Below are 24,275 nucleotides of genomic sequence, written 5' to 3' on the forward strand. Positions count from 1 at the left end.
CGTAGGTAATAGTGCTTATCTCATTGATTTTTTAGGGAGGATCTATGAACAAGCAATTCAAGACTCTTTGGAACGAAGCTCGCCAAACCTACGTGGTGACCGATGAGGCCCGTCGCTCTCACGGCAAACCAAAAACGTGTGTCTTGGCCGTTGCGGTTGCCCTGGCGGCTTTCTTAGCCTCTCCTGCTCAAGCCTACGTGGAAAAAGGGCAAGTCGCCGAAAGCCCCACTCAAGTCACCAAAGCGATTAGTTCCTGGCAAACTCCTGAATTTAAAAAAGACTGGGGATTGACCGCTATGAAGGCTGACCATGCCTATGCTTTGGGCTTTCATGGTCAAGGAGTCAAGCTTGGTGTCATGGATTCGGGTGCTCTGTTGCAATCGCACCCTGACTTAAGAGGTGAGAGATTCCATGCGACGACCGCCAAGGGTCAATACAGCCGTTCCGGAAATCGTTACCCCCAAGGCGCAGCAGAACAATTTGATGCCACCTATGAAAAAGGGGAAACCTTCGATGTCTCCGGTGATTGGATCGTTAACGTCAACGACTCTCACGGCACGCACGTTGCAGGTACCATTGCCGGTAACCGTGACGGCTCGGTCTTCCACGGTGTGGCCTGGGGTTCAGAACTTTATTCCGGCAACACGGGTGGCACGGACTCCAGTAACTACGGTCCGTTCCTTGACTATGAATTCTTCTATCAGGGCTGGGGTAATTTAGTTAAAGACGGCGCACAGGTCATCAATAACAGTTTCGGCACCAACACCCGCATCGTTCCCAACGGTAAAGTCAACGGGGCTGACGGCTTTGATGTCTCCGACATGTTGCCTGTAAATACGACTCAAGAAACTGAGTATGAATATTTCCTCTTCCAAAAAGTTTATGAAGGAGAGAAGAACTTTGTTGATGCGGCCTACGACGCCGTCAAAAACAGCAACACGGTGCAAGTGATGACAACGGGTAACCGCGATATGAAGCACCCGTACTATCGGGCTCTGTATCCGTACTTCAATCCTGAAGCAGAAAGTCATTGGATTGCAGCAGCCGGTCTTCAAAAACTCTCAGGCGAGGGGGCGAAGGCCAAATATGGTTTGATCACCAAGTTTGACGAAGCCGGTAACGGCAAATGGTGGGCCATTGCGGGCACGGGCGCTCATATTTACAGTTCCTCCGTGGTCGACGGTGACTACTTCATCCCCGGTCAAACCGACGATGAAGGCAACTTCGTCAAAGAAGGTACACCGCTTGGAACACCCTACTATTCATACCTCACGGGTACGTCCATGGCTGCACCTCACATCACGGGCTCAATGGGCGTGATTCTTTCCCGTTATCCTGACATGACTGCTGTTCAAGCCCGCACGGTGCTGTTCTCAACGGCCAACCATCACAATCCTGACGGCACACTCATGGACGGTTGGGATAAGAACCTCAAAGAAGGTCAAGTTTCCGATCGTTTGGGTTGGGGTACGCCTGACTTAAGTAAAGCCATGTATGGTCCGGCTCAATTACTGGGTACGCTTGAGTACACACAAAATCAAAGAGCGCTTGATGTGTGGACCAATGACATCACGCAGGTCGGTTGGGACCAACGCCGTGAAGAAGAAAGTCAATGGATGGCCATTACCAAAAACGGTAAAGACACGGAAAATTCAGGCGTCATTTATGAAGCCGGGGCTGAACCCGAAAAAGTGGGCGGCGCTTATTTAGTCGGCAATCACGTGACCGTTGTCGGTGTTGAAGACGATTCGATCTCCGTTGCCGATGCTCGCAAGTGGCGTGCGCAGTACTATCAAAAACGCGCCAAAGCAATCGGTGAACGCTTGCAAAAGACTCAAGCAGGCACCGACGGCTATGACGGCAAGCTCGTTAAAGACGGCACAGGCACATTGGTCTTGACCGGCCACAATGTCTATCGCGGCGGTACAGTTGTTAAAGGCGGTACCCTGTTGGGCTTTATTGATTCGTTCGGCGTTTCGGGCTCCAATCATGCTAACGGCAAGGTCGTTGTTGAGGGTGGCCAATTCGGTATTGTCAACACCTTTGTCGACACCGTCACACAAACCGGCAAGCACGTTGCCGACGCTAAGGCTGACCACTCAGTGGATGTCACCATTGAAGAAGACGGTACCTATCTTTTGGTGCCGGGACAAGCCGTTAACCTCGGCCAAGGTACTTTGAATTTCGCAGAAGGCCAAGTCGGTATTGACCTGACCGACCCTGCCGTGCAACAAGCATTGCAAGCCGGTCAAACAGTGACTGCCTCGGTTACATGCGCCTCAATTAAGGGTGAATACCGTCCGATGACAACCGATGAATCACTTAAGGTCTCGGTCTCCCAAGACGGTAATACCTTGACAGTGAGTGTTACCAAACAATAGTGAGTCTGATTAATAACCTGTCTTAATTCAGGTTAATGCAATTTTCCCCTGAGAAGTTCAATCTTCTCAGGGGATTTTTAGATCATAGAACGAACAAATTTCGACCCTTAAATTAAACCGTGCTTCTGGTTAAATTTCTTTAAAGACTCGCGCGTTAAGTGACCGTCAGTCAAAATTCCGTCATTTTCAAACCGTTCATAGACTTGGAAAATATCTTTATCGCCTCTGCCGGATAAGTTGACAATAAATTTTTGCTCCCGCTGCGGATGCGCTTTAGCTAATTTAATGGCGTAAGCCAACGCGTGAGAGCTTTCAAGCGCAGGAATAATGCCTTCTTCAAGACTTAAGAGCATAAAGGCCTGCAGGGCTTCGGTGTCCGTCGCTCCTACATATTGAGCTCTGCCGATTGACTGAAGGTAGCAGTGCTGAGGCCCGACAGAAGGAAAATCAAGACCTGCGGCAATGGAATAGGACTCTTCAATTTCTCCTTTGTCATTGACCATATTTAACGCATTAGCGCCGAAAAACACTCCCTCGGTTCCGGTTTGTAAAACGCAGCCGTGTTTGCCGCTTGATATGCCGTAACCGGCAGGTTCCACCCCGATTAATCGAACACTCTTTTCTTCGATAAAGTCATTAAACAGCCCGATTGCGTTTGAACCTCCTCCCACACAGGCAATGACAGCGTCAGGCAAAACTTTTTCTGCGGCCAGAAACTGTTTTTTCGCCTCTTCGCCAATGACCTTCTGAAATTCCCTCACAATAGTCGGGAAAGGATGGGGACCGGCTGCAGTGCCCAAAAGATAGTGAGTCGTACCGACGTTTTCAATCCAATCGTTCATCGCCGCTTCACAGGCTTCTTTAAGAGTCCCGGAACCTTCGGTCACAGCCACGACTTTTGCTCCCATCAATTCCATTCTGAAAACATTGGGTTTTTGTCTTTCAACGTCTTTGGCTCCCATATACACCGTACAGTCAAAACCCATCAATGCGCAGGCCAGAGCCGTCGCAACTCCGTGCTGCCCAGCGCCGGTCTCAGCAATAATGCGTTTTTTGCCCATGCGACGCGCCAAAAGCGCCTGCCCCAAAACCTGATTGGTTTTATGAGCTCCACCGTGCAACAAGTCTTCACGCTTCAGATAAATTTTTGTTCGCGTTCCGCGCGTCAAATTCCTGCACAAAGTCAGCGGCGTAGGACGACCCGCATACTGCGTTAAAAGTTCGTGAAGTTCAGCATTAAAAGCAGGATCGTTTTGAGCCTGACAAAAGGCCTCTTCAAGCTCTTTTAGCGCAGGCACAAGCGCCTCAGGCACATATTGACCACCGAACTGACCGAAGAAAGGATTTAATTGAGACATAAGTCGCTCCTCAATATTGCCTTAATTGAGCGGACTTATACGGAGAGAATGAAAGGCTGAAAATAAACCCGCATCAATGAAGGCGGGTTTATGAAAAATCGTACGAACAACCTCAGGCACCCGCTTTTAGGAGTGCCACCACCAAGAAAGTGAAGGTTGGAAGTAAACAATCATGAATAAAGTTTTCAATAAAAACGAGATGAGTTTATCACACAGGAGTTCTTTTTCAAATTGCCGTCTAGTCAAAAATCAGTACCAGTCGTGCTTTTCATGCCGATCCAGTAGAGCTATTTGTCTCATTTCCTCATCAGTTAATGAAAAATCAAATAGCACAATATTTTCTCTGATGTGCTCAGGACTGACAGAACCTGGAATCACGGCCACGTCTCGCTGCAAATGCCAGCGAAGCACAATCTGGGCTACAGATTTCCCATGATTGCGGGCAATTTCCGATAGTGTTAGATTCCCAAAAAGTTTGGCAGCGTGCCCGCGGCCACCAAAGGGATACCAACTCTGAACTTGTATACCCAAGTTCTGGATATGTTCAACAACGGATTGATCTTGGTAAAGCGGATGGATTTCGTTTTGAATCAGGACGGGAGAAACGTCTACTTGCGGCAAAAAGCGGTTACATTCGCGAACGTAATAGCACGAAATGCCGGCCGCACGAACCCGGCCATTTTCTATCGCCTTTTCAATTGCCCGATAGGCCTTCACGTCATTGCCAGCAGGATGGTGCAACATCAAAATGTCAATATAGTCCAGATCGAGTTTTCGCAAAGCCAGATCAATTGCCTCTTCGGCCTTCTCATACTGATCAGGGTAGAGCTTTGTCTGAATGAGAATCTTATCTCGAGGTACGCCGGAGTCTTTCACAGCACGTCCTACCTCTCGTTCATTGTCGTAAAAGGATGCGGTATCAATGAGTTGATAGCCCGATTCAATTGCCGTGCGCACAGACTCGATACACTGCGTACCTCTCAGCGCCCACGTCCCTAATCCCACCATAGGCAAAACAAAACCGCAGGCTAATTTTTTCTTTGGAGTAACTGCCATACTCTTTCCCATTGAAAAATGAGCGCCCGATTGAAGCGCCCATTTTGCTTGATCTACTTTTTGGAAATATCCGTCCCGAAAAATTGTTGGGATAGCTTCGAGAGTTCTCCTGACTGATGCAACTCGGCCAGTGCTTTGTTGATTTCCTGTCTCAACTTTTCCGTGCCCTCTTTTTTCAAAGGAATGCCCACAGAAGTCATCTCGTCTGAGACAGCGGCAATTTTTACCTCTGCAGTCGGATGCACACGCTTGTAGTCATAGAAAACAACCTCAGCATTGAGAGTCGCATCAATTCTGCCGCTCAACAGCAACTCAAAGGTTTGATTCAAATCGTCCACTCCGGTGACTTTAGCTCCGTAACGTTCGGCTACTTCAGCGTACGTACTCGAAATCGTGTTGGCGGTCACTTTGCCTTTGAGATCCTGCATGGATTGAATCGCTGTGTCGGATGTTCGGGTAACAACAACCGTTTTGTTGTAGGCATAAGGCTCCGTGAAGCTGAAGGCTTTTTCTCTCTCCGGTGTGATATCCACGCCGTTGATCATGATGTCGTAGCGCCCCGAAGAGATCCCTGCGAGCAACCCGTCCCATTTACCTTCGACAAACTGAGGCTTCACACCGAGGTGCTTGGCAATGAGTCGTCCCAATTCAATGTCGTAGCCTGTTAAATTGCCCTTTTCATCGTGAAAAGTCCAAGGTGACCAGGTCCCTTCTGTCGCAATCACTATGGTTCCCTTAGCCCGAATCTGATCCAAGAGATCCTGAGAGGAAGAAGTTGCAGCAGGAGTTGTGTCTGCACTGCTTTTATCCCCGCAACCGCTCAAGCCCACACAAGCACCGACAATAGCCGCAGCCAGAGAAATCTGAAAAACTCGACGATTAAGCATTATTGTTCCCTTCTTTTTTCAAAATAATTTAAGAGTCCTGCGCCGTACGTAGAAAAGCCTTTGAGCGCGAATCTTTGGGCGAATTAAAAAATTCTTTCGCGGGTCCCATCTCGACCATCTGCCCCTGATCCATAAAACAGACTTTGTTGGAAACGTTTTTGGCAAATCCCATCTCATGGGTGACAACCAACATGGTCATCCCATCATCGGCAAGCTCCCGCATCAAAGACAAAATCCCTTGCGTCAGTTCCGGGTCCAGAGCCGAAGTCGGCTCGTCAAAATAGATGATTTCAGGCTCAACGGCGAGCGCTCGCGCAATGGCTACTCGCTGCTGTTGACCGCCCGAGAGCTCTGAAGGGTAATAGGTTTCTCGTTCAGCCAAACCGACACGATTTAACAATCTGCGTCCGATTTCTGTGGCTTTATCCTTAGCCATTCCACGTCCGATTACCAACCCTTCGGTCACATTTTCCAGTGCTGTTTTGTTAAAAAACAGGTTGTAATTTTGGAAAACAAACGCCGTTTTTTTACGAATGTTCAATACGTCTTTGCGATGCATGCGGGACATGTCAAAAGTTTGCCCATCAAAAACCATTTCTCCCAAATCAGCGCTTTCCAAAAAATTCATGCAACGCAACAAAGTCGTTTTGCCCGACCCACTCGGACCGATAATAGAGATCACATCCCCTTTTTCAATGGTCAGTCCCACCCCTTTGAGTACTCGCACCTCACCAAACGATTTGCGCAGATTTTTTACTTCGATCATATGTCACCTGCTCATTTTTAACGTTTGCCGTACCGCTGCAATCGCTTCTCTCCGCTTGTCTGCAGCTTTGTTAAAACGGTGCAGAAAATAAGGTATATCAAAGCAACTTCCACATAAAGTAAAAGCGGCTCATAGGTTCTGGCCACGATGCGTTGCGTGGTCATAAACATTTCCGTCACCGTAATGTTGGCGGCTAGTGATGTGTCCTTGATCATAGAGATCAAGGAATTACCCAAAGTCGGGAAAGCGGTTCTGAAAGCCTGAGGAAGCACAATTCTTCGAATGGTCTGCCCCCAACTGAGGCCTGCGCAAAGCCCGGCTTCAAGCTGCCCCTTAGGAACGGACTCCAGAGCCGCACGCATTGTTTCCGAACAATAGGCTCCCTCGTTAATCGAAAACACCACAACAGCTGCTACAAACGGATCAATCAAGATGCCCACATGAGGCAGTCCGTAAAAAACAATGAACAGTTGTACTAAGAGCGGTGTTCCGCGAATAATCCAGATGTAGAAACGGGCAATTTGGCTCAGTACCGGTACGTTTGCAAATTGAATCAACGCAACGACTACTGCGATAACCAAAGCCAATGCAAACGAGATGGCTGTAAGAGGAATCGTCACCAAAAGACCGGGTAACAGAATATCCCAAAAAGAGTCGATGAAAAGTTCTAATGCGGCGTTCACTCCAATGTCCTCGAGGTACGCTCTTCACAGAGAGCGAAAAACCTTTTCTTTAGTATCGTTTTATCCGATTTCGGAGTATAAAAATCGATTTGCCGCAACGTCAAATGCTTATTGGCTTGTTTTGCCATACCTTTCCTCTATAGGCAAAAAACAGATTCAAGTAGGCAAGTCTCAAGGGCTCAAGTACAATTGCCCATAGTATTTGGAGTCCGAATTATGACCTTTATTGAAAAACTCAAAAACCGTTGGACGGAAAGTCAATCTTTGCTTTGTGTGGGTCTCGATCCTGATCTGAACCGTTTCCCTGAGAGCATTAAAGAAAAAAAGGATTGCTACTACGAATTCTGCACTGCAATTGTGGATGCTACGGCAGCCTACGCCTGTGCTTTTAAGCCCCAAATCGCCTACTTTGCCTCTTGCGCTGCCGAAGCTGAACTGAAAGCCATCATTGACTATATTCATCAACACTACCCCACGATCCCTGTCGTTTTGGACTCTAAGCGCGGCGATATCGGCTCAACGGCTAAACATTACGCCAAAGAAGCCTTCGTTCGTTACGGCGCTGACGCCGTAACACTCTCACCCTACATGGGATTTGACTCCGTGCAGCCCTATCTTGAATACGAAGATAAAGGCGCTATTTTGCTCTGTCGCACGTCCAACCCCGGAGGCAACGATATTCAAATGCTCCAGGTCAACGGCGAACCCATTTACCAACATGTGGCTAAATTGGCTGCCGGTCCCTGGAATTTAAACGGTCAGTTGGGCCTTGTGGTCGGAGCCACTTATCCCAACGAAATTGCAGCAGTGCGCTCAATTGTCGGCGACTTACCGCTTCTGGTTCCCGGAGTCGGTGCTCAAGGTGGAGACATCAATGCCTGCGTCACATCTGGGGTTACTGCCGATAAGACCGGCATGATGATCAACTCCAGCCGTGCCATCCTGTACGCCTCTCAAGGCGAAGACTTTAAGGAAGCCGCCGCACGGGTTGCAAAAGATACTCGTGACAAAATTAATGCTGCCAGAGCTCTTTAATGAGACTGTGTAGTCAATACAGCTGTAGCTCTCATACACTTTTGTGTATGAACGGTTTTAAGTTCCCCCGAGGGTAGAAGCATTGTTCTTACCCTCGAAGTACTTTTAACTCAGGTCAAAAAATATTTTGGTCACATCCACTCTTCCGCGGTTAATACGATACTCAACCGGTTCGTGGCCAAATGTCAGCGACACTCTCTCGGTACATAAAGCCTCAAAATTTTCTGGAACTTGTAGTTTGTGGCTTATCTCCTGATCAAGGCATTCGTAATGAGCGGAACATTTTTGACTCAGAATGACAACATTGAATTCGCGATCAAAAAACTCATAAAATGACTCCCCTTGACGGAAATTCTTCACAAAAAACTCGCGAGTAAGAGCACCAAATTTTTCTTTAACCAAATAGCTCTCGTCAATGGAAACCACTTCTTCGATTCCTGTTTTTGTTGTGATCCAATGACGGATCATGTGAATAAGCTCCTGACCGGGCAACAAATGCAGAGCTTTTGCAATTTTCTCTTCCACATGATTAGTGACCTCAAAAGTCACCAATCTTCCGAATTCCCCTCGTCTTTGACCGTCTAAATTTCGGTAAATTTGGAAAACATTCCAATAACCTAAATCACGATACGTTCGAACAAAAGTACCCGCGCCTTCCCGCCTGTGCAAAATACCGTCGTTGACCAAAGACTCTACAGCTCGTCTTAATGTACCGATGGATACTCCCATTTGTTCAGCCAATACGGGCTCAATCGGAATTTTTTCTCCGGGCTTCCATTCCCCGCTTTGAATTGTTTTTAACAGTATTTGTCTGACCTGTTGATACAGCGGTTGCCGGTTAACCCGAGTGAGACTTTGCATAATAGGGCCTTTAGCATTCATATAGATGATTAATGATAAATCTTTACATCTATTCACCGATATTAGGAAAAACTAGACTAAGTGCATGACATTTAAGGAGAGTTGTCATGTCTGTTGAAATTCCTCAATTAAATCCTGAAATTTTGTCCTCCATTGAAGCGCTCAAAGCCTCTCCCAAGATGGCCAAGGCCCTTCAGATTGCTTTTGACGAGGCTGAACTCGGCATGAAGGAGCAAATTGAATTGTGTGAAATCCCCGCTCCAACCTTTGAGGAAGCCAAGCGAGGCCAAGATATTGTTCGACGCATGAAGGCGTATGGTTTAACAGACGTAAGCGTTGATGATATCGGCAATGTCATCGGTTTTCGCCCTGGCAAAGGCAACGGCCCGGTTCTTGCTATCGGCGCTCACATGGACACCGTCTTTCCAGCAGGCACAGATGTAACGGTTAAACAAGAAGGTAATCGGTACTTTGCCCCGGGCATCGGCGATAACTGCTCGGGTCTGCGTGCACTTTTGCAAATTATTCGTTCTTTAAATGAAGCCGATATTCAAACACAAGGCGATATTTACTTCGTTGCAACGGTAGGCGAAGAAGGCCTTGGAGATATTCGTGGATCCAAACATTTTGTCGCAACCCATCGCATTGATGGCTTTATTGCAATCGATAATACAGAAATCGGCAGAATCTTAAGAGGAGCCGTGGGTTCTCATCGGTATCGTGTGACCATTGAAGGGCCCGGCGGACACTCCTACGGCAATTTTGCAGAAGTCGGCAGTGCTATTCATGCAATGTGCATTGCAGGCAATATGATTGCTCACCTAAAAACTCCGAAAGATCCGAAGACAACTTTCACAATCGGAACCATCAAAGGCGGTACCAGTGTCAATTCCATTGCTCCGACTTGTACGGTTGAAATTGACATGCGAAGTTTAAATAACGAGGCCCTCTTAAAGATTGAATCTGAAATTCTTGCCTGTTTTGATAAAGCCGTCGCCGAAGAAAACGCTCTTTGGAATATCACCGATCCTGCCAAACAGGTTCACTGGAAAAAAGAAAATATCGGCAACCGTCCGGCCGGTATGCGTCCTGCAGACTGCCCAGTGCTTCAAGTCTCTCGTTCTGCCCTGGAAGTGCTCGGTCAAAAGCTCACCAATTACGGCGTTTCCTCAACAGACGCCAACGCTCCGGTCAGCATGGGCATTCCGGCTACATGTCTGTCTTCAGGCGGTATCCAATACAAATGCCATACCGTTAACGAATACTTTGACAAGGTAGATATCCATCTTGGCCCTCAATTATTGATTCTCACTGCGGTGGGATTGGTCGGGTGTGAGGGCTTCAAAGCTATTTTGCCTAAGCACGAATAATCAGACGGGCTGCCTGTCAATCTGAGCTTGGCAGCCCCTTCTCTCGCTTTCGGAGACAGTCATGTTAGGTGTCCTTATCGTATTAGTGTCAGTAGCAGTCATTTGCTGGCTGATCGTTAAAAAGTTTTACCCATCCTGGTCATTGTTTGTCGTCGGTATTGTGACGATTGCTATCGTAGCTGCCATAACGGGTGATCCCGTTGCAACAGGTAAAAAGGCAACCGGCTTTATCGGCTTTGACATCCTGGGCGTTTTCGGTGGTCTGCTTCAATCTCGCGCCGGTGGCCTTGGTATGAACATTATGATCATCGGCGGTTTCGGTTATTACATGAACAAAATCGGAGCCACAAGTGCCTTGGTGCATGTTTGCACTCGTCCCATGTCCATGATCAACTCTCCATACATCATCATGGTATTAGGTTATGTGGTGGGGCAATGCTTAAATGTAGTCCTCGGATCAGCAGTAGGTTTAGCCATTTTGATGATGGTAACGGTCTATCCGTTAATGCTGAGCGCAGGCGTCAGTCGTCAAGCTGCGTGTGCCTCTGTTGTGATGACGGGCGGTTTCGGCATTAGTCCTTTAGGTGCTAACAATATAGTAGCCAGTAAGTTGACCGGCATTCACGTCATGAACATTTTCGTGGATTATCAGCTCGTTATCGCCCCGGTTACTTTAGTTATTGTCTGCATCGTCCACTACTTCGTTCAACGCTATCTGGACAAAAAAGATTTGGCAAGCGGTCGCATCACTCAAGAGGATTTTATTGCCAAAGATTTGTCGGATGGCGATAAGAGCGAAAAAGCTCCGGGCTTTTATGCGATCTTCCCCCTGGTACCGTTGGTTTTTCTCTTTATCTTCTCACCTTTGGTCTACAAGGGCATCAAACTGGACATCATCAATGCCGTCATGGCTTCTATGGTGATCACCTTTGTCATTGACTGCTTTGTGCGCCGCGATATCAAGACATCCTTTGCCTACATCAAGACGTTCTTTGAAGGCATGGGCAAAATTTTCTCCTCAACCGTCGTTTTGATTGTTTGTGCTGAAACGTTTGCTGCAGGCCTGACACGTTCGGGCGGTATCCAAACGTTAATCGAAGCTGCCAGCAACTTAGGTAGTGGCTACATCATCGTCTATACGATCATGTTCCTGATTGTCGGTCTGTGTACTTTTGTGATGGGTTCCGGTAATGCTGCATTCTTTAGCTTTGCTCCAATGATTCCCGGAATTTGTCAAACCGTCGGCGGTAATGCTCAGTGGATGCTCACCGGTATGCAATTATCTTCCGGTTGTATCCGCTCGATGAGCCCGATTGCCGGGTGTGTGATTGCTGCGGCAGGTTTAGCAAATATTTCGCCATTTGAAATTGTTCGTCGTTCAGCAATCCCGATGCTTACGGCCTTTTTCGTGATTTACATCATGTCCTGCATGCTGGTTTAAACCGGAAAATACTTTCTTTCATGCAACGTTTTCCGCCCGACTTTCGGGCGGTTTTTTTGCTTAACGGAAACCAAACTTCGCAATAATGCGAAAACAAAAAGTCATCCCGACACAAGAATTCGAAACAAATTAGTACGCTCAATACCCTTATTGATAATGGGAAAATTAGGCAACAATCTGCACCAGTTGAGGAAACCCTAAGAGGCAATTAGCAATAAGCTTACGAGTGAAAAATCTTTATCAGGGAGAGAGAGAAAATGTCTGAAGAAAAGTTCGGTCCCTTTGCACGGGGCGACAAAAATGAAGCCTGTGCAAAATACTTTATCGGTCAGAGTTACCTCAACATGTTAACGAAAACCGGAGTGGTTACCGCCAATGTCACATTCGAGCCCGGCTGCCGTAACAACTGGCATATTCATCATAAAGGCGGTCAGATTCTTCTGGTAACCGCCGGACGCGGTTACTATCAGGAATGGGGAAAAGAAGCCCGTGAATTGCATCCCGGCGACGTGGTCAATATTCCGCCTGAAGTCAAACACTGGCACGGAGCGGCCCACGACAGTTGGTTTGCCCATATTGCTATTGAAGCTCCGGCCGAAGGCGCCGGTAACGAATGGTGTGAACCGGTAACTGACGAAGAGTACCAAAAGCTCGCTTAACGCATTAAAGGCCGGTTTTTAGCCGGCCATTTTCCTAGAACATTTCCGGAGGTCGACGAAACCGAACCGGGATTGCGCAAATTCTACGCAACAATACATTTGTTATATTGATCGGAAAATCCAATTCCTTCCAACTTTTAACCCACTCAGCAAAATCCTCTTTTGTCCCATACCCGTAATCCCGGTATTTCGTTTCTTTAAATTTGCCTTTTTCCAATTCAGCCACGGCTTGTTTAAAACGTTCAAATCCTGAATATCCACCGATATCTTCCGGCGGACGAAGCCCTTGCTTGGAAATTAATTCAGAACTTCTTTTTCTTGAATTAAATACTTTCTTAAGTTCAATAGTATGGAACCATCCGTCTCCGAAATCATAAAGATATTGGATACCGGAAACAGCGGTAAACATTTGCGCTAAAACCATCTGATTTTCGTCGAATACCTGCTCATCGGGATTTAAACCGAAATCCCAATCCTCGTCATCGGCCATTTTGATTCTGCACAACGCCTGCGCTGTGCTATCCATTAACTTTTCAGGATTTTCGGGAATCATAAACTCATGCAGGTGGGCATCATCCCAATTAAAAGCGATCTGTAATACGCGATGGAATTCCTCAAAAGTCAGCGAGGCCGGCACTTCTAATTCACGGACGATTTTTTCCCGCCCCGCATGAAGGGTGACATCAAGTAACAAGCGCTTGTAATTCCCCTCTGTACCATCAAAATAAATGGCGTAGAAACGTACCAACTCTGCGAAATATTTCTCCAAATCCGACTTGCCGGACTCAATCAACAATCGGTTGATTTCCAATATTTCCTCATCGGAAGGCAGATTCTGAGAAACAACCGATTTAATTAGATCCTGATACTCTTCTTTCCATTTCGCAACGGTCAACGCCGAGCGCCCCCGAACCGGAGTCACACAAGCGTTATCGACAAGTTTCAGATAATCCTTCTGAGCAAAATCTGCCAATTGGAAATGATCAAAAAGAATTTTCACCGCCCCATGAAAATCTTTGATCACTTCTTTTTGCTCACTCAACGGAAAAGCAATCACCGTATTGAAGAATTCATTCTTGGCAATGAGCCAAATCCGTTTGCCGATCTTTCCCGGAAAAAGTTCCCATTCAAAAAGAACACTGGATATGGAGTGAAAAAAATCCCAATCAGGTAAAGGCTTAAAGTACTCATCTGCTATCTGAAAAAGCGGCAATTTTCCGTAGTTGATACCGAATTGCATATCAATTCTCCACTATCAGTTAAGTCCTTCTATTGCGCCGTTGCTTGACCTTCTTTGTTTTCAATACAAGAGACCAGCACCTTATCAATTCGACGTCCATCCATGTCGACAACTTCAAAGCGCCAATCATCCCACGTGACCACATCGCCTGTCTTAGGTAAATGTCCTGTCATCCAGATGATCATACCGGCCAACGTGTTGTAGCGCCCCGCATCTTCATTGGGTAAGGTTTTGAGATTGAGCTGATCTTTAAGTTCCGGCACCGGCATCATCCCGTCAACCAACAGCGATCCGTCTTCACGTTTAACCGCCCAATCTTCTTCTCCCGGAACATTTTTAAATTCGCCGGCAATCGCTTCCAACACATCACGGGGACTGACGATACCTTGAACCGAACCGTACTCGTCAACGACAATCGCAAGGGGGACATCATTTTTTTTGAAGTTGTCCAACAGTTCCAACCCTGTAAGCGATTCGGGCACATACACAGCAGGAATCATGTGTGCCGTAAAGTCCACCTTGCCTGTATCCACTATCTGTTGCAACAGATAACGGGTTGAACAAAGCCCCTTAATATCGTCGAGCGAACCGTCGCAGACCAGCAATCGTGAGTGCTTGGATGTCAAAAGTTTGCGAACATTATCTTTGGGGCTATCTTGAATATCGATCCATTCAACTTCGTTACTGGGCGTCATCAGCGTACCGATCGTGCGGTCATCAAGTCTGAAAATATTGCGCACCATGTCGCGCTCTTGGACTTCGATCGTTCCCGCTTCACTGCCTTCCACAACCATCTGATGAATTTCTTCTTCCGTGACCGCATTTTCTTCAATATCGTGCTTACCGGTCAATTTCAAAAGCAGATCCGTGGAAACGGACAACAATTTCACAAAGGGAGCCATCAGGATGGCTAAGAAATTAATCGGCGGAGCAATTCGGCAAGCCACACCTTCCGGGTTCATTTGTCCCAAGCGTTTCGGAACCAATTCACCCAAAACAATAGAAAAATAGGTCACCAGCACGACAACCAGAACCAATCCGACACCTTTGGCCGTGTTGATATCAACTCCGAAATTTTCATTAAGCCAAATGGCCACCGGAGTAGCCAGAGCCGCTTCACCGACAATACCGGACAGAATGCCGATGGATGTGATGCCGACTTGAATAGCCGACAATGCACGGGTCGGCTCCTCGTTTAATTTCAAAGCGACCTTAGCACCGGTATTGCCATCATCGATTTTTATTTGCAGACGCGCTTTTCTGCTGGTTACTAGCGCAATCTCACTCATGGCAAAAGCGCCATTTAAAAGAATCAACGCTAAAAGACACAAAACATTAAACCAATTGTCCATTTGTCTTCATCCGTTATTTCAAATCGATTTTATTCAAAATTAATTTTTTCAATCCCAAAAGCGCAGCTTCGATTGTGCTCTCTCTGACTGCGTTGCGGTCGCCCGCAAACTGATGACGTTCCACCACCGGTAGTTGTCCTTTGCGACAACAAGCCATAAAAACCGTCCCGACGGGTTTCCCGGGCACTGCTCCTCCGGGACCTGCAATCCCTGTGACTGCCACGGCAATCGTGGCCTGAGAGCGCGCCAGAGCGCCGCAAACCATCTCCTCGGCGGTCTCTTTGCTGACCGCTCCGAACTTTTGCAGCGTCTCATGACGCACACCCAACAGATCTTCTTTAGATTGATTGGAATAGGTCACAAAACCCCGATCAAACCATTGGCTTGAACCGGCTGTTTGAGTAATTGCACAAGCAATGCCGCCTGCCGTGCAGGATTCTGCCGAGGCGATCACGTCTTCGCTTTTGAGTGCAATTTCTCCCAATTGTTCAGAAAGTTCAACAAACAGTTCCATTTCAGTACAACACCCATTGAACAGCTAACAAAACAAGCCATGCGTAAAGAGCTGCAATCGCATCATCGAGCATGATGCCGAAGCCGTTTTTCATCTTCGTATCAAAGTAGTCTGCCGGAGGCAACTTCACGATATCAAAGAAACGGAATGCCAAAAAAGCCGCTATTTGCCAGGCAAGCACAGGAGGCATCAGGGCTAAAAGTAACCAGATGGCAAACACCTCATCAATCACGACCGAGCCATGATCAGGCACACCCAAATCATCGGATGTTTTCTGGCACGCCCACGCACCCAGAAAGAATGTCACCGCGACGATGAAAAACCAAGAGGAATAGGGAATCCAAGGACTTAATAGGACAAACACAAGCCACCCGGCCAGTGTTCCCCATGTCCCGGGAGCCGGACGAATAACACCGCTTCCGAAAAAAGAAGCAATCACATGCGCAGGATGATTAAAGGCAAAGCTCCACGTCATCCGCACCTTATTGACAGGGTTGTCGTTGCTGTATTTTTCAAACATTTTCATTAGCAAAGTGATCAAATCCTTTAAAGGTATTCATCACTTCACAACCACTATTATCTACCAGTATCAAACCGTCGGGAATAATCGTACCCACTCTGGACAGAACCAAAGGCTCGCCTTGCATCCGTGCAGTTTTTTCAAATTCCCTCATGGCCGCGCGTGCCTGAGGGGAAGCAGTCCAAACCAACTCATAATCGTCGCCCCCGGCTAACTGTGCCTGACGCCTTTCATCGCGACTTCTGGCCCGTAGAGCCTCGCTGACGGCAAGATCGTCAATATTGACACGGGCCCCCACCGATGATCGGGTGAGAATATTGCCCAGATCTTTTAAAAAGCCGTCGGAAATGTCTGCACAGGCCGTTGCATAATGAGCCAGAAATTGTCCTAAAGCTATTCGAGGAGTCGGACAATCCATCGCGTGAGCCACGTCCTGCGTACAGAGGCCTTTCCACTGACCGGTTCTAAGCATCAACGCCAAATACGCATCGCCCACTCTCCCGCTCACCCAAATATCGTCACCGATTTGCGCCCCTTGACGGGTCAGTCCCTTTTGCACTTCACCGATGGCAGTAATCGTGATGCTAAATGGTGCCTGTTTGTCCTCAATCTTTGCGGTTTTAGTGGTATCGCCTCCGATCAGAGGGCAAGAAAATTCTTCTGCCGTCTCACGAAGACCTCGGCTGAACGCTTCAAGCCATTTCAAATCGGTCTGTGGTAATGAAAGAGAAAGGAAAAAACAACGGGGGACGGCTCCGGCTGCAGCCAGGTCCGATAAATTCACGGCAAGAGATTTTTTCCCGACAGTAAAGGGATCGGCGTCAGGAAGGAAATGCGTACCGCTTGCTACGGTATCGGTCGTAATCGCCAGGCGGGTTTGTCCCACCTCGACAATCGCGCAATCATCCCCGATCCCTTGGGTTGACCAATGACCGGGGATTTGAAAATCAAAGAAACGAGAAATCAGCTCTGTTTCACTAAGGCATGAGCCCATACGGTTACTTTTTTGCCCCGACCTCGGCAACCCGCACGTCGGCTGCCACTTTATCTAAAACACCGTTGACGTAACGGAAACCGTCCGAGCCACCAAACTGTTTGGCGAGTTCCACCGCTTCGTTGATCACAACGCGGTACGGAATTTCGAGATGAAACTTCAGTTCATAGCTGCCCAAGAGCAATACTGAGCGTTCCACCAAAGAAAGGCGCGAAATATCGCGGTCAACGTGTTTGGAGAAAAGAGCCTGCAACTCTTCGGCATTGTCGATCACACCAGCGAGCAATTCCGAAAAATGCTTCTTATCGCAACGCTCAAAATCCGCCGCATCAATGCTGGCTCCGGCAACGGGCTCTCCGTCATCACTCAATACACTCAAAAGCGTACGCTCAATCGTGACAGCATCCGAGCCGCTCACCAACCATTCGTAGACACCGAGCAGTGCAAATTCACGAGACAACGAGCGTGCACCACGACTCGGGCGATGGGGTTTCACTTCAGTCATTCGTTACTCCCCTTCCTGCATGTCGTATTCAAATTCTTTGCGGATATTGGCCATTTCAACAGCCACCTGTGCGGCATCCGTTCCCTTTTGATGCAAACGGGCCTGAGCCTGTTCGTCGTTTTCTGTCGTCAGCACCGCATTGGCAATGGGAATATCGAAGTCAAGACCCACTTGCATGATGCCGGAAGCCGATTCATTGGAGACAATTTCAAAGTGATAGGTTTCACCTCGAATCACCGCACCGATCGCAATCAATGCATCGTACTCTTCGGTAGCGGCCAACTGTTGCAAGGCAAACGGAATTTCAAGAGCGCCCGGCACCCGCATGAGCGTGATGTCTTCTTCGACCACTCCCAAGCGATCCAATTCAGCCAAGCAGGCTTTCAGAAGGCCCTCTCCGGCATATTCATTAAAGCGAGACTGAACAATACCGATACGCAAACCGCGTCCGTCTAAAGAGTTCTCAATAATGTCCATGGACATTGTGTTTCTCCAAAGAAAATCTGTTTCTTACCAAAATTGGCATATTGTACCGTTTTTACCGCTCTTCAACACGCCAGAAACTGCAAAATTCAAAGAAAAATCAAACCGCTAGAAGCTCGTTTAACGATGCATGCCACGAACATAAGAAGGCGGGAATTCAACCTTCTCGTTCAATTGCAACGCTGCTTGCCAGCCCCAGTGGGGATTTAAGAGCATCTCTCGCCCCACATCGACGAGATCAGCCGTTCCCTCAACCAGTACACTCTCTGCCTGACGAGCGTCCTTAATCAAACCGCAGGCAATCGTGGGCAAACCGGTCTGCAAACGCACGGCTCGGGCAAAAGGCAGTTGATAGCCGTAACCGACCGGGATTTTCTGATCCTCATGCAAACCGCCCGTGGAAACATCCGCAAATGCGCAGCCATGCGCTTTGAGAATATTGAGAAAATCTATCGTTTCCTTGAGATTCCAACCGCCTTCAAGCCAATCGGTCGCAGACACCCGAACACCCAACTGCACTTGCGGGGCCGCTTTTTTCATCGCATCAAACACTGCCAAAGGCAGACGGATACGGTTTTCAAAACTGCCGCCGTATTCATCCGTTCTCAAATTGGAAAGCGGAGAAAGGAATTGATGCAGAAGGTACCCGTGAGCCATGTGAATTTCAATGGCATCGACACCCGCCTTCTGAGCCCTTTGGGCTGCATAGGCAAAGGCCTGAATGACGGCCTCAATGCCGCCCGGCAACATTTCTCTGGGCACGGGGCGGTCTGAGCCTGCGCTCACCGCCGAAGGCGCAACAGGCTCCCAACCGCCCTCTTCTTGACTGAGATGACCACCCAGCCAAGGCGCACGCTCCGAAGCCTTTCGACCGGCGTGGTTAATCTGCACTGCAATTTTGGTACTCGGATCAATCGCACGCATGGTCTCGACGATTTCTGACAAAGACCAACCCAACTCATCGGACCACAATCCCAGATCGGATCCGGAAATACGTCCGTCAGGGGTAACAGCCATCGCTTCAATACAAACGAGAGCCGCGCCGGAACCGGCTAGTTTCCCATAATGCACCTTGTGCCAGGTTGTGGCCTTGCCATCTTTGGCTTGGTACTGACACATCGGCGGCACACTGATACGGTTTTTCAGCTCCATATCGCCAATTTTGTAAGGCGTAAACAATCGCGTGCGCATCTTCAACGCTCCTGATCAGAATAATCCGTCGTCGTTTTTCAGGCTCATCATCCGTTCCACATAACGGGCAATCGTATCAATTTCGAGATTGACCCAATCTTGTGCTTTCAAGTGCTTTAACGTCGTCACTTCTACCGTATGCGGAATCAAATTAATGGAAATTCGGGTACCGACCGGAGTGTCTTCTACATCGTTTATCGTAAGCGACACACCGTTAACGGTCACAGAACCTTTATAGGCAAGGTAGGGCGAAAGCTTCATCGGAGCCCGCACCACCAGGTGCCAGCTTTCTGCCTTGGGTTCCATCACCTCCACTTGACCCACGCCGTCGACGTGACCGGAAACAATATGACCGTCGAGCCTGTCTCCGACACGAAGGGCTTTTTCCAAATTCACCTCACCCCATGTATCCAGGCCGCAGGTTTTTGAAAGACTCTCAGCCGAGACTTCAATCTGAAAGGTATCGCCTTCAATGTTAACCACGGTCATACATGCACCGTTGACCGCAATGGACTCACCCACTTCGGTACCTTTCAACCAACCGGCCGGCGTATCAATCGTAAGACGCACACCGTCACCCAAGGTTTCGGGCTCTCTTACCTTACCGATTGCTTCAATAATGCCTGTGAACATTTCTCTATTTCCTTTTTCTTAAAATCATTCGAACATCGTTACCCACCTGAGTACATTCTGCCAATATCCAACTTTCACAGTCAGACAAACTTTGTACCGCAGGCAGTTTAAACGCATGACGTCCTTCGCCTAAAATCTTCGGCGCCACATAAACTAAGAGCTCATCGACCAAATTCTGCCTGAGCATTTCGCCCGTCAGAATTGAGCCCGCCTCGAGGTGCACCTCATTGATCTCTCGGCGTGCCAATTCGGACAAAAGCGCTTTGAGATCGACTCGGTTGTCCGCTCCGGGCAATTGCAAAACTTCTGCTTCTCGGGCAGCCAATTGCTGAATTTTCGCATCATTTTTTTGGACACAAACAACCAGAACCTGCCCCTCGTCAAAAAAGCGATTCTCAGCATTGACCCGCAAAGAGGAATCCACAAGAACTTTGAGAGGCTGACGTTCCTGAAGCTTACCCTCCACACGGGCAGTCAATGAAGGATTATCCGCTAAGACCGTGCCGAGACCGGTCAGCACGGCGCCTGCCACACATCGCCAACGTCTGCCGTCTTCTCTGGCTGCTTCACCGGTAATCCATTGACTTTCCCCGTTACCGAGCGCCGTAAAGCCGTCCAGACTCATAGCGACTTTGGCTCGGACCCATGGGCGCTGCTCAGTCATACGAGTCATAAAGCCCGCATTCATCTGCCAGGCTTCCTGCTCAAGAACACCTACCTGAACCTCAATACCCGCCTGTCTGAGCATCGCGACCCCTCGACCGGCTACCAAAGGATTGGGGTCAAGGCAAGCAACCACCACTCGGGCGACTTTTTCCTTAATCAAACGCAGTGCACACGGAGGCGTCCGACCATAGTGAGAGCAAGGCTCAAGCGTCACGTAAACCGTTGCCCCGGCGATATTCCCTCCTCGGGCATAGGCATCTTTGATCGCTTGAATTTCTGCGTGGTCAGAACCCGTTTTTTGAGTAAAACCCTCTCCCAACACAGTACCGTCACGCACAATGACGCAACCTACTGAGGGATTGGGAGGGCTGATCGGTCGAGCCTTGGCCGCAAGCGCCAAAGCCCTTTTCATGTATTCGCAATCGGAATGCGACACGTCTTAAACCTCGCGAGCCATGTCGGCGAACTTCTGCACGTCCTCAAAATTACGGTAAACGCTTGCAAACCGAACATAGGCGACTTTATCCAGACCTCGCAACTCTTCCATCACGAGTTCGCCCAAACGATCACTGCGCACTTCTCGTTCACCCAACGCAAGCATTTTCTGTTCAATACGATTGATCGCTTCATCCACGCGTTCACGAGAGACAGGGCGTTTGCGCAACGCAAGCATCATAGAAGAGCGAAGTTTCTTTTGATCATATTCACAACGGCCGCCACCGCGCTTGATGATGGAGGGCATTGAAAGCTCTACGCGTTCATAGGTTGTAAAACGCTTCTCGCACTTCAAACAACGCCGGCGACGACGAATGGTCGTGCCGTCTTCACTCGTGCGGGAGTCAATCACCTGAGTTTGATCATGCTTACAAAAAGGACAATGCATACACTCCTCTCCTATTTTTACCCATTGAATTCTTTTGATCCGAAAACCACAAGATATAGTATCGGAGCATTTAGACTTGATTGTACTCGCAAGAACACAACCTGTGGAAAATTAGTTTCTTCTGTAGAAAAGATTGTGTTTAACACTGCCTTCCGTAGCGAGTTAAACCGTCAATATAACAGAACGTTTTATTACTAAATATAGGATTGAAAAAGATAGCACGTAACGAAGACGGCACCATTTGACAGCGCCTGCTGACTTTGGATTGCCGATCTATAAAATTTCGTGCCCGAATAACGACATCCGGGCACGACTTTTTGCTCATTAAGGTTGGAGTCTGGGATTAAGACTGTAGACACCCTGGATGGTGGCGCTCGCCAGTACATGGGGGGCCATGCGTTGACGCACTTCAGCCCAGCGGGCGGTATCGGGCAGTCCCAGCGTTTTCACATCAAGCGCAAACACTCGGAATTCATAGCCGTGAACACGGGCATCAAATCCCGGGGGACACGGGCCGTCATATCCGCGGTGAATTTGCGTCTGCGAAGTATAGTCATTGATGGCTTCAATCCCGATGGGTTGAGCAAAACGCTTGCCGGTATTTTCGTCACCGACCTCGGCCTGACCTTTTTTCACTTCAGTCACACTGGGGTCGATATCCCAAACCAACCAGTGAACGAAATCACGGCGCGGCTGATCGGCAGGAATTTCACCGTCAGCATTTAAAGCCTTTCGATCAGTCGGCACATCGGGATCAATACAGGCCAAAACAATCGACTGAGTCCCTTCGGGCACACCGCTCCAACTCAGTTGAGGATTGAGATTGGCCGCCAGTGCGAACTCACCCTTGACCAATTGGCCGTAAGCGCATTCACTCGGAATCCACTGGCCGTGTTCAAAATCTTGACTGGTTATTTTCATACCGCCTCCTTATTGATTGGCTCAAGTCTATTATTCGGCCCGAAGACAGTTTTTGTCAATCTAGCACTTCAACCATATGGTGACCGGCCCGTCATTGACAAGGGCAACCTGCATATAAGCGCCGAATTCACCCGTCTCCGTTCTCAGGCCGCTTTCCTTAACTTTGGAGACAAAATGCTCGTAGAGCTTTTTGCCGGTTTCAGGATCTGCGGCAGGCGTAAAGCTCGGACGAAGTCCTTTTGAAGTTTCTGCCGCCAACGTAAATTGAGACACAATCAAAATATCCCCGCCGATATCCGTCAGGCTCTTATTCATCTTGCCGTTTTCATCTTCGAAAATACGGTACGCAAGAACCTTTTTCGCCAACTTTTCGCTTTGCTCCTCAGTATCGCCTTTTTCAGCACAAACGAGTACCAACAGGCCCTGCCCGGCGCTGCCGATCACTTGTCCGTCGACCGTGACTGAAGCGCTTTTGACGCGTTGAAGCAGACCGATCATTTCTCTATCTCCTAAAAAAGCCGCGCAAACCCAACTGTTTTCACGCGGCTTTTTTGATTAAACACTCGCTTTTTTAATGAACCGTTACCTTAGCCCACTTGCGCTTACCGACTTGAATCGTATAAGTACCGGCCTTCAGTTTCAGTCCGCGATCGGTCACGCGGTCACCGTTGACGCGCACACCGCCCTGATCAACGTTACGGTTGGCTTCACCCACGCTAGCCACCATTCCGGCTTCCTTAATGAGTTTACCGATACCGATTTCACCGTCGACGGCCGCCACATTAACTTCGGGAATTTCTGAGGGCATTTCACCTGCGCGGAAGCGGTTATTGAATTCCACTTCGGCAGCATCGGCTGCACTCTTGTCGTGGAAGCGTTCCACAATTTCCTTAGCCAACAAAACCTTGGCATCGCGAGGATTGCGGCCGTTGGCGCATTCACTCTTCAAAGTAGCAATTTCGCTGTTGCTCTTCAAGCTCAACAGGTCATACCAGTTCCACATCAAATCATCGGAAATGCTCATGACCTTACCAAACATATCATTGGGCGTATCCGTAATACCGATGTAGTTGTGTTTGGACTTACTCATCTTGTTGACACCGTCGAGGCCCACCAACAAGGGCATCGTCAGAATGCATTGCGGTTCCTGTTCATACTGGCGTTGCAACTCGCGTCCGACCAAGAGGTTAAAGCGCTGGTCAGAGCCGCCTAATTCGATGTCAGCCTTTAGGGCAACGCTGTCGTAACCCTGCATAAGCGGATAGAGCAACTCATGCATGGCAATCGGAGCCTGCTCGGCATAACGCTTGGCAAAATCGTCACGTTCCAAAAGACGGGCCAAGGTGTAGCGGGAAGCCAACTTGATCATATCGGTGGCCGTCATCTTGTCACTCCACTCGGAGTTGTAGCGGATCTCGGTCTTTTCACGATCAAGAACGAGACTGGCCTGATCCAAGTAGGTTTTGGCATTGATTTCAATTTGTTCGCGAGAAAGCGGCGGACGCGTGATATTGCGACCGGACGGATCGCCGATGGATGCTGTGAAGTCACCGATTAAGAAAATCACCGTGTGGCCCAAATCCTGCAATTGACGCAATTTATTTAATACCACGGTGTGACCGATATGAATATCGGGCGCCGTCGGGTCCAGACCGAGCTTGCAGCGCAAAGGTGTGCCGGTCGCTTGAGAACGGGCCAATTTTTGTTCCAAATCCGCTTCAATCAACAGCGTGTCCACTCCACGCTTAATTGTCTCCATCGCCTCTTTGACTTCGGAGGTAACGGGATATTTCTTTTCAATTTCGGTCATAGAATTTTTACAAAATAAATATAAGAAAAAAGGAATTATCAAGCGGTCGGCAAGACTAATTCGGGT

General features: G+C 48.4%; 25 protein-coding genes. 5 read left to right on the top strand and 20 right to left on the bottom strand.

Going from position 1 to position 24,275, the window contains the following annotated elements; all coding sequences use genetic code 11:
• The first annotated feature begins 44 nt into the window (after nucleotides 1-44).
• Nucleotides 45-2,381, top strand: coding sequence for a S8 family serine peptidase (locus tag H5985_RS07505; protein ID WP_205050696.1), 2,337 nt, complete (start codon nucleotides 45-47; stop codon nucleotides 2,379-2,381).
• A gap of 107 nt (nucleotides 2,382-2,488) precedes the next feature.
• Here the strand turns inward: H5985_RS07505 and trpB are convergent, their stop codons facing one another.
• The 5 genes from trpB to H5985_RS07530 all read right to left on the bottom strand — a co-directional run bounded on the left by trpB (nucleotide 2,489) and on the right by H5985_RS07530 (nucleotide 7,131).
• A complete protein-coding gene (gene trpB, locus H5985_RS07510) occupies nucleotides 2,489-3,739 on the bottom strand; it encodes a tryptophan synthase subunit beta (protein WP_205050697.1) in 1,251 nt (416 codons plus the stop codon).
• Nucleotides 3,740-3,988: 249 nt separating this feature from the next.
• The gene (locus H5985_RS07515) at nucleotides 3,989-4,795 is read right to left on the bottom strand and encodes an aldo/keto reductase (protein ID WP_205050698.1); all 807 of its coding nucleotides are present in this window, start codon (nucleotides 4,793-4,795) and stop codon (nucleotides 3,989-3,991) included.
• Nucleotides 4,796-4,848: 53 nt separating this feature from the next.
• Entirely contained in the window at nucleotides 4,849-5,682 is an 834-nt protein-coding gene (locus H5985_RS07520; RefSeq protein ID WP_205050699.1) for a transporter substrate-binding domain-containing protein, read from the bottom strand.
• A 28-nt stretch (nucleotides 5,683-5,710) separates the two neighbouring features.
• On the bottom strand, nucleotides 5,711-6,448 hold the full coding sequence (locus H5985_RS07525) for an amino acid ABC transporter ATP-binding protein (protein WP_205050700.1): 738 nt from the start codon (nucleotides 6,446-6,448) through the stop codon (nucleotides 5,711-5,713).
• Nucleotides 6,449-6,465: 17 nt separating this feature from the next.
• Nucleotides 6,466-7,131 carry an ABC transporter permease subunit gene (locus H5985_RS07530; RefSeq protein WP_205050701.1) on the bottom strand — a complete coding sequence of 222 codons (666 nt, stop codon included), beginning with the start codon at nucleotides 7,129-7,131 and terminating at the stop codon, nucleotides 6,466-6,468.
• Nucleotides 7,132-7,347: 216 nt separating this feature from the next.
• On the opposite strand from H5985_RS07530, the gene pyrF reads away from it, so the two are divergent.
• The gene (pyrF, locus tag H5985_RS07535; protein ID WP_205050702.1) at nucleotides 7,348-8,166 is read left to right on the top strand and encodes an orotidine-5'-phosphate decarboxylase; all 819 of its coding nucleotides are present in this window, start codon (nucleotides 7,348-7,350) and stop codon (nucleotides 8,164-8,166) included.
• A gap of 105 nt (nucleotides 8,167-8,271) precedes the next feature.
• On the opposite strand, the gene H5985_RS07540 is transcribed toward pyrF, so the two are convergent.
• Nucleotides 8,272-9,027, bottom strand: a complete 756-nt coding sequence (locus tag H5985_RS07540; protein WP_205050703.1) for a GntR family transcriptional regulator — start codon at nucleotides 9,025-9,027, stop codon at nucleotides 8,272-8,274.
• A 107-nt stretch (nucleotides 9,028-9,134) separates the two neighbouring features.
• Between H5985_RS07540 and H5985_RS07545 the strand changes: the two genes are divergently transcribed.
• From H5985_RS07545 to H5985_RS07555, 3 genes are all read left to right on the top strand, one after another.
• A complete protein-coding gene (locus H5985_RS07545) occupies nucleotides 9,135-10,397 on the top strand; it encodes a M20/M25/M40 family metallo-hydrolase (protein WP_205050704.1) in 1,263 nt (420 codons plus the stop codon).
• A gap of 61 nt (nucleotides 10,398-10,458) precedes the next feature.
• Entirely contained in the window at nucleotides 10,459-11,838 is a 1,380-nt protein-coding gene (gene dcuC, locus H5985_RS07550) for a C4-dicarboxylate transporter DcuC (RefSeq protein ID WP_205050705.1), read from the top strand.
• A 257-nt stretch (nucleotides 11,839-12,095) separates the two neighbouring features.
• Nucleotides 12,096-12,497: a cupin domain-containing protein gene (locus H5985_RS07555; protein WP_205050706.1), complete on the top strand. Its 402-nt coding sequence runs from the start codon at nucleotides 12,096-12,098 to the stop codon at nucleotides 12,495-12,497.
• A 34-nt stretch (nucleotides 12,498-12,531) separates the two neighbouring features.
• Here H5985_RS07555 and H5985_RS07560 read toward each other — a convergent pair whose 3' ends face one another.
• The 14 genes from H5985_RS07560 to tyrS form a co-directional block, all read right to left on the bottom strand.
• Nucleotides 12,532-13,521, bottom strand: a complete 990-nt coding sequence (locus tag H5985_RS07560; protein WP_205050707.1) for a plasmid pRiA4b ORF-3 family protein — start codon at nucleotides 13,519-13,521, stop codon at nucleotides 12,532-12,534.
• Between the two features lie 245 nt (nucleotides 13,522-13,766).
• The gene (locus H5985_RS07565; protein ID WP_205050708.1) at nucleotides 13,767-15,089 is read right to left on the bottom strand and encodes a hemolysin family protein; all 1,323 of its coding nucleotides are present in this window, start codon (nucleotides 15,087-15,089) and stop codon (nucleotides 13,767-13,769) included.
• A 13-nt stretch (nucleotides 15,090-15,102) separates the two neighbouring features.
• On the bottom strand, nucleotides 15,103-15,603 hold the full coding sequence (locus H5985_RS07570; protein WP_205050709.1) for a CinA family protein: 501 nt from the start codon (nucleotides 15,601-15,603) through the stop codon (nucleotides 15,103-15,105).
• 1 nt (nucleotide 15,604) lies between these two features.
• Entirely contained in the window at nucleotides 15,605-16,123 is a 519-nt protein-coding gene (locus tag H5985_RS07575; RefSeq protein ID WP_205050710.1) for a phosphatidylglycerophosphatase A family protein, read from the bottom strand.
• Nucleotides 16,116-17,117: a thiamine-phosphate kinase gene (gene thiL, locus H5985_RS07580; RefSeq protein WP_205050711.1), complete on the bottom strand. Its 1,002-nt coding sequence runs from the start codon at nucleotides 17,115-17,117 to the stop codon at nucleotides 16,116-16,118. Before thiL ends, H5985_RS07575 begins: the two co-directional genes overlap by 8 nt.
• Nucleotides 17,118-17,121: 4 nt before the next feature.
• Nucleotides 17,122-17,613, bottom strand: a complete 492-nt coding sequence (gene nusB, locus H5985_RS07585; protein ID WP_420892576.1) for a transcription antitermination factor NusB — start codon at nucleotides 17,611-17,613, stop codon at nucleotides 17,122-17,124.
• Between the two features lie 12 nt (nucleotides 17,614-17,625).
• Nucleotides 17,626-18,105, bottom strand: coding sequence for a 6,7-dimethyl-8-ribityllumazine synthase (gene ribH, locus H5985_RS07590; RefSeq protein ID WP_205050713.1), 480 nt, complete (start codon nucleotides 18,103-18,105; stop codon nucleotides 17,626-17,628).
• Nucleotides 18,106-18,225: 120 nt separating this feature from the next.
• Nucleotides 18,226-19,296, bottom strand: a complete 1,071-nt coding sequence (locus tag H5985_RS07595; RefSeq protein ID WP_205050714.1) for an NADH:flavin oxidoreductase/NADH oxidase — start codon at nucleotides 19,294-19,296, stop codon at nucleotides 18,226-18,228.
• A gap of 15 nt (nucleotides 19,297-19,311) precedes the next feature.
• The gene (locus H5985_RS07600; RefSeq protein WP_205050715.1) at nucleotides 19,312-19,929 is read right to left on the bottom strand and encodes a riboflavin synthase; all 618 of its coding nucleotides are present in this window, start codon (nucleotides 19,927-19,929) and stop codon (nucleotides 19,312-19,314) included.
• 4 nt (nucleotides 19,930-19,933) lie between these two features.
• A complete protein-coding gene (gene ribD, locus H5985_RS07605) occupies nucleotides 19,934-21,031 on the bottom strand; it encodes a bifunctional diaminohydroxyphosphoribosylaminopyrimidine deaminase/5-amino-6-(5-phosphoribosylamino)uracil reductase RibD (protein WP_338124963.1) in 1,098 nt (365 codons plus the stop codon).
• Nucleotides 21,032-21,034: 3 nt separating this feature from the next.
• Complete coding sequence (gene nrdR, locus H5985_RS07610; protein ID WP_205050716.1) at nucleotides 21,035-21,478, bottom strand: transcriptional regulator NrdR; 444 nt, start codon at nucleotides 21,476-21,478, stop codon at nucleotides 21,035-21,037.
• A gap of 324 nt (nucleotides 21,479-21,802) precedes the next feature.
• Nucleotides 21,803-22,399 (bottom strand): YbhB/YbcL family Raf kinase inhibitor-like protein, encoded by a 597-nt coding sequence (locus H5985_RS07615; protein WP_205050717.1) that lies wholly within the window; start codon nucleotides 22,397-22,399, stop codon nucleotides 21,803-21,805.
• Between the two features lie 60 nt (nucleotides 22,400-22,459).
• Nucleotides 22,460-22,897 carry a D-aminoacyl-tRNA deacylase gene (dtd, locus tag H5985_RS07620; protein ID WP_205050718.1) on the bottom strand — a complete coding sequence of 146 codons (438 nt, stop codon included), beginning with the start codon at nucleotides 22,895-22,897 and terminating at the stop codon, nucleotides 22,460-22,462.
• A gap of 73 nt (nucleotides 22,898-22,970) precedes the next feature.
• On the bottom strand, nucleotides 22,971-24,209 hold the full coding sequence (tyrS, locus tag H5985_RS07625; protein WP_205050719.1) for a tyrosine--tRNA ligase: 1,239 nt from the start codon (nucleotides 24,207-24,209) through the stop codon (nucleotides 22,971-22,973).
• Nucleotides 24,210-24,275: the final 66 nt, after the last annotated feature.

This window comes from Parasutterella secunda (assembly GCF_016901835.1).
Taxonomy (GTDB): domain Bacteria; phylum Pseudomonadota; class Gammaproteobacteria; order Burkholderiales; family Burkholderiaceae_F; genus Aphodousia; species Aphodousia faecavium.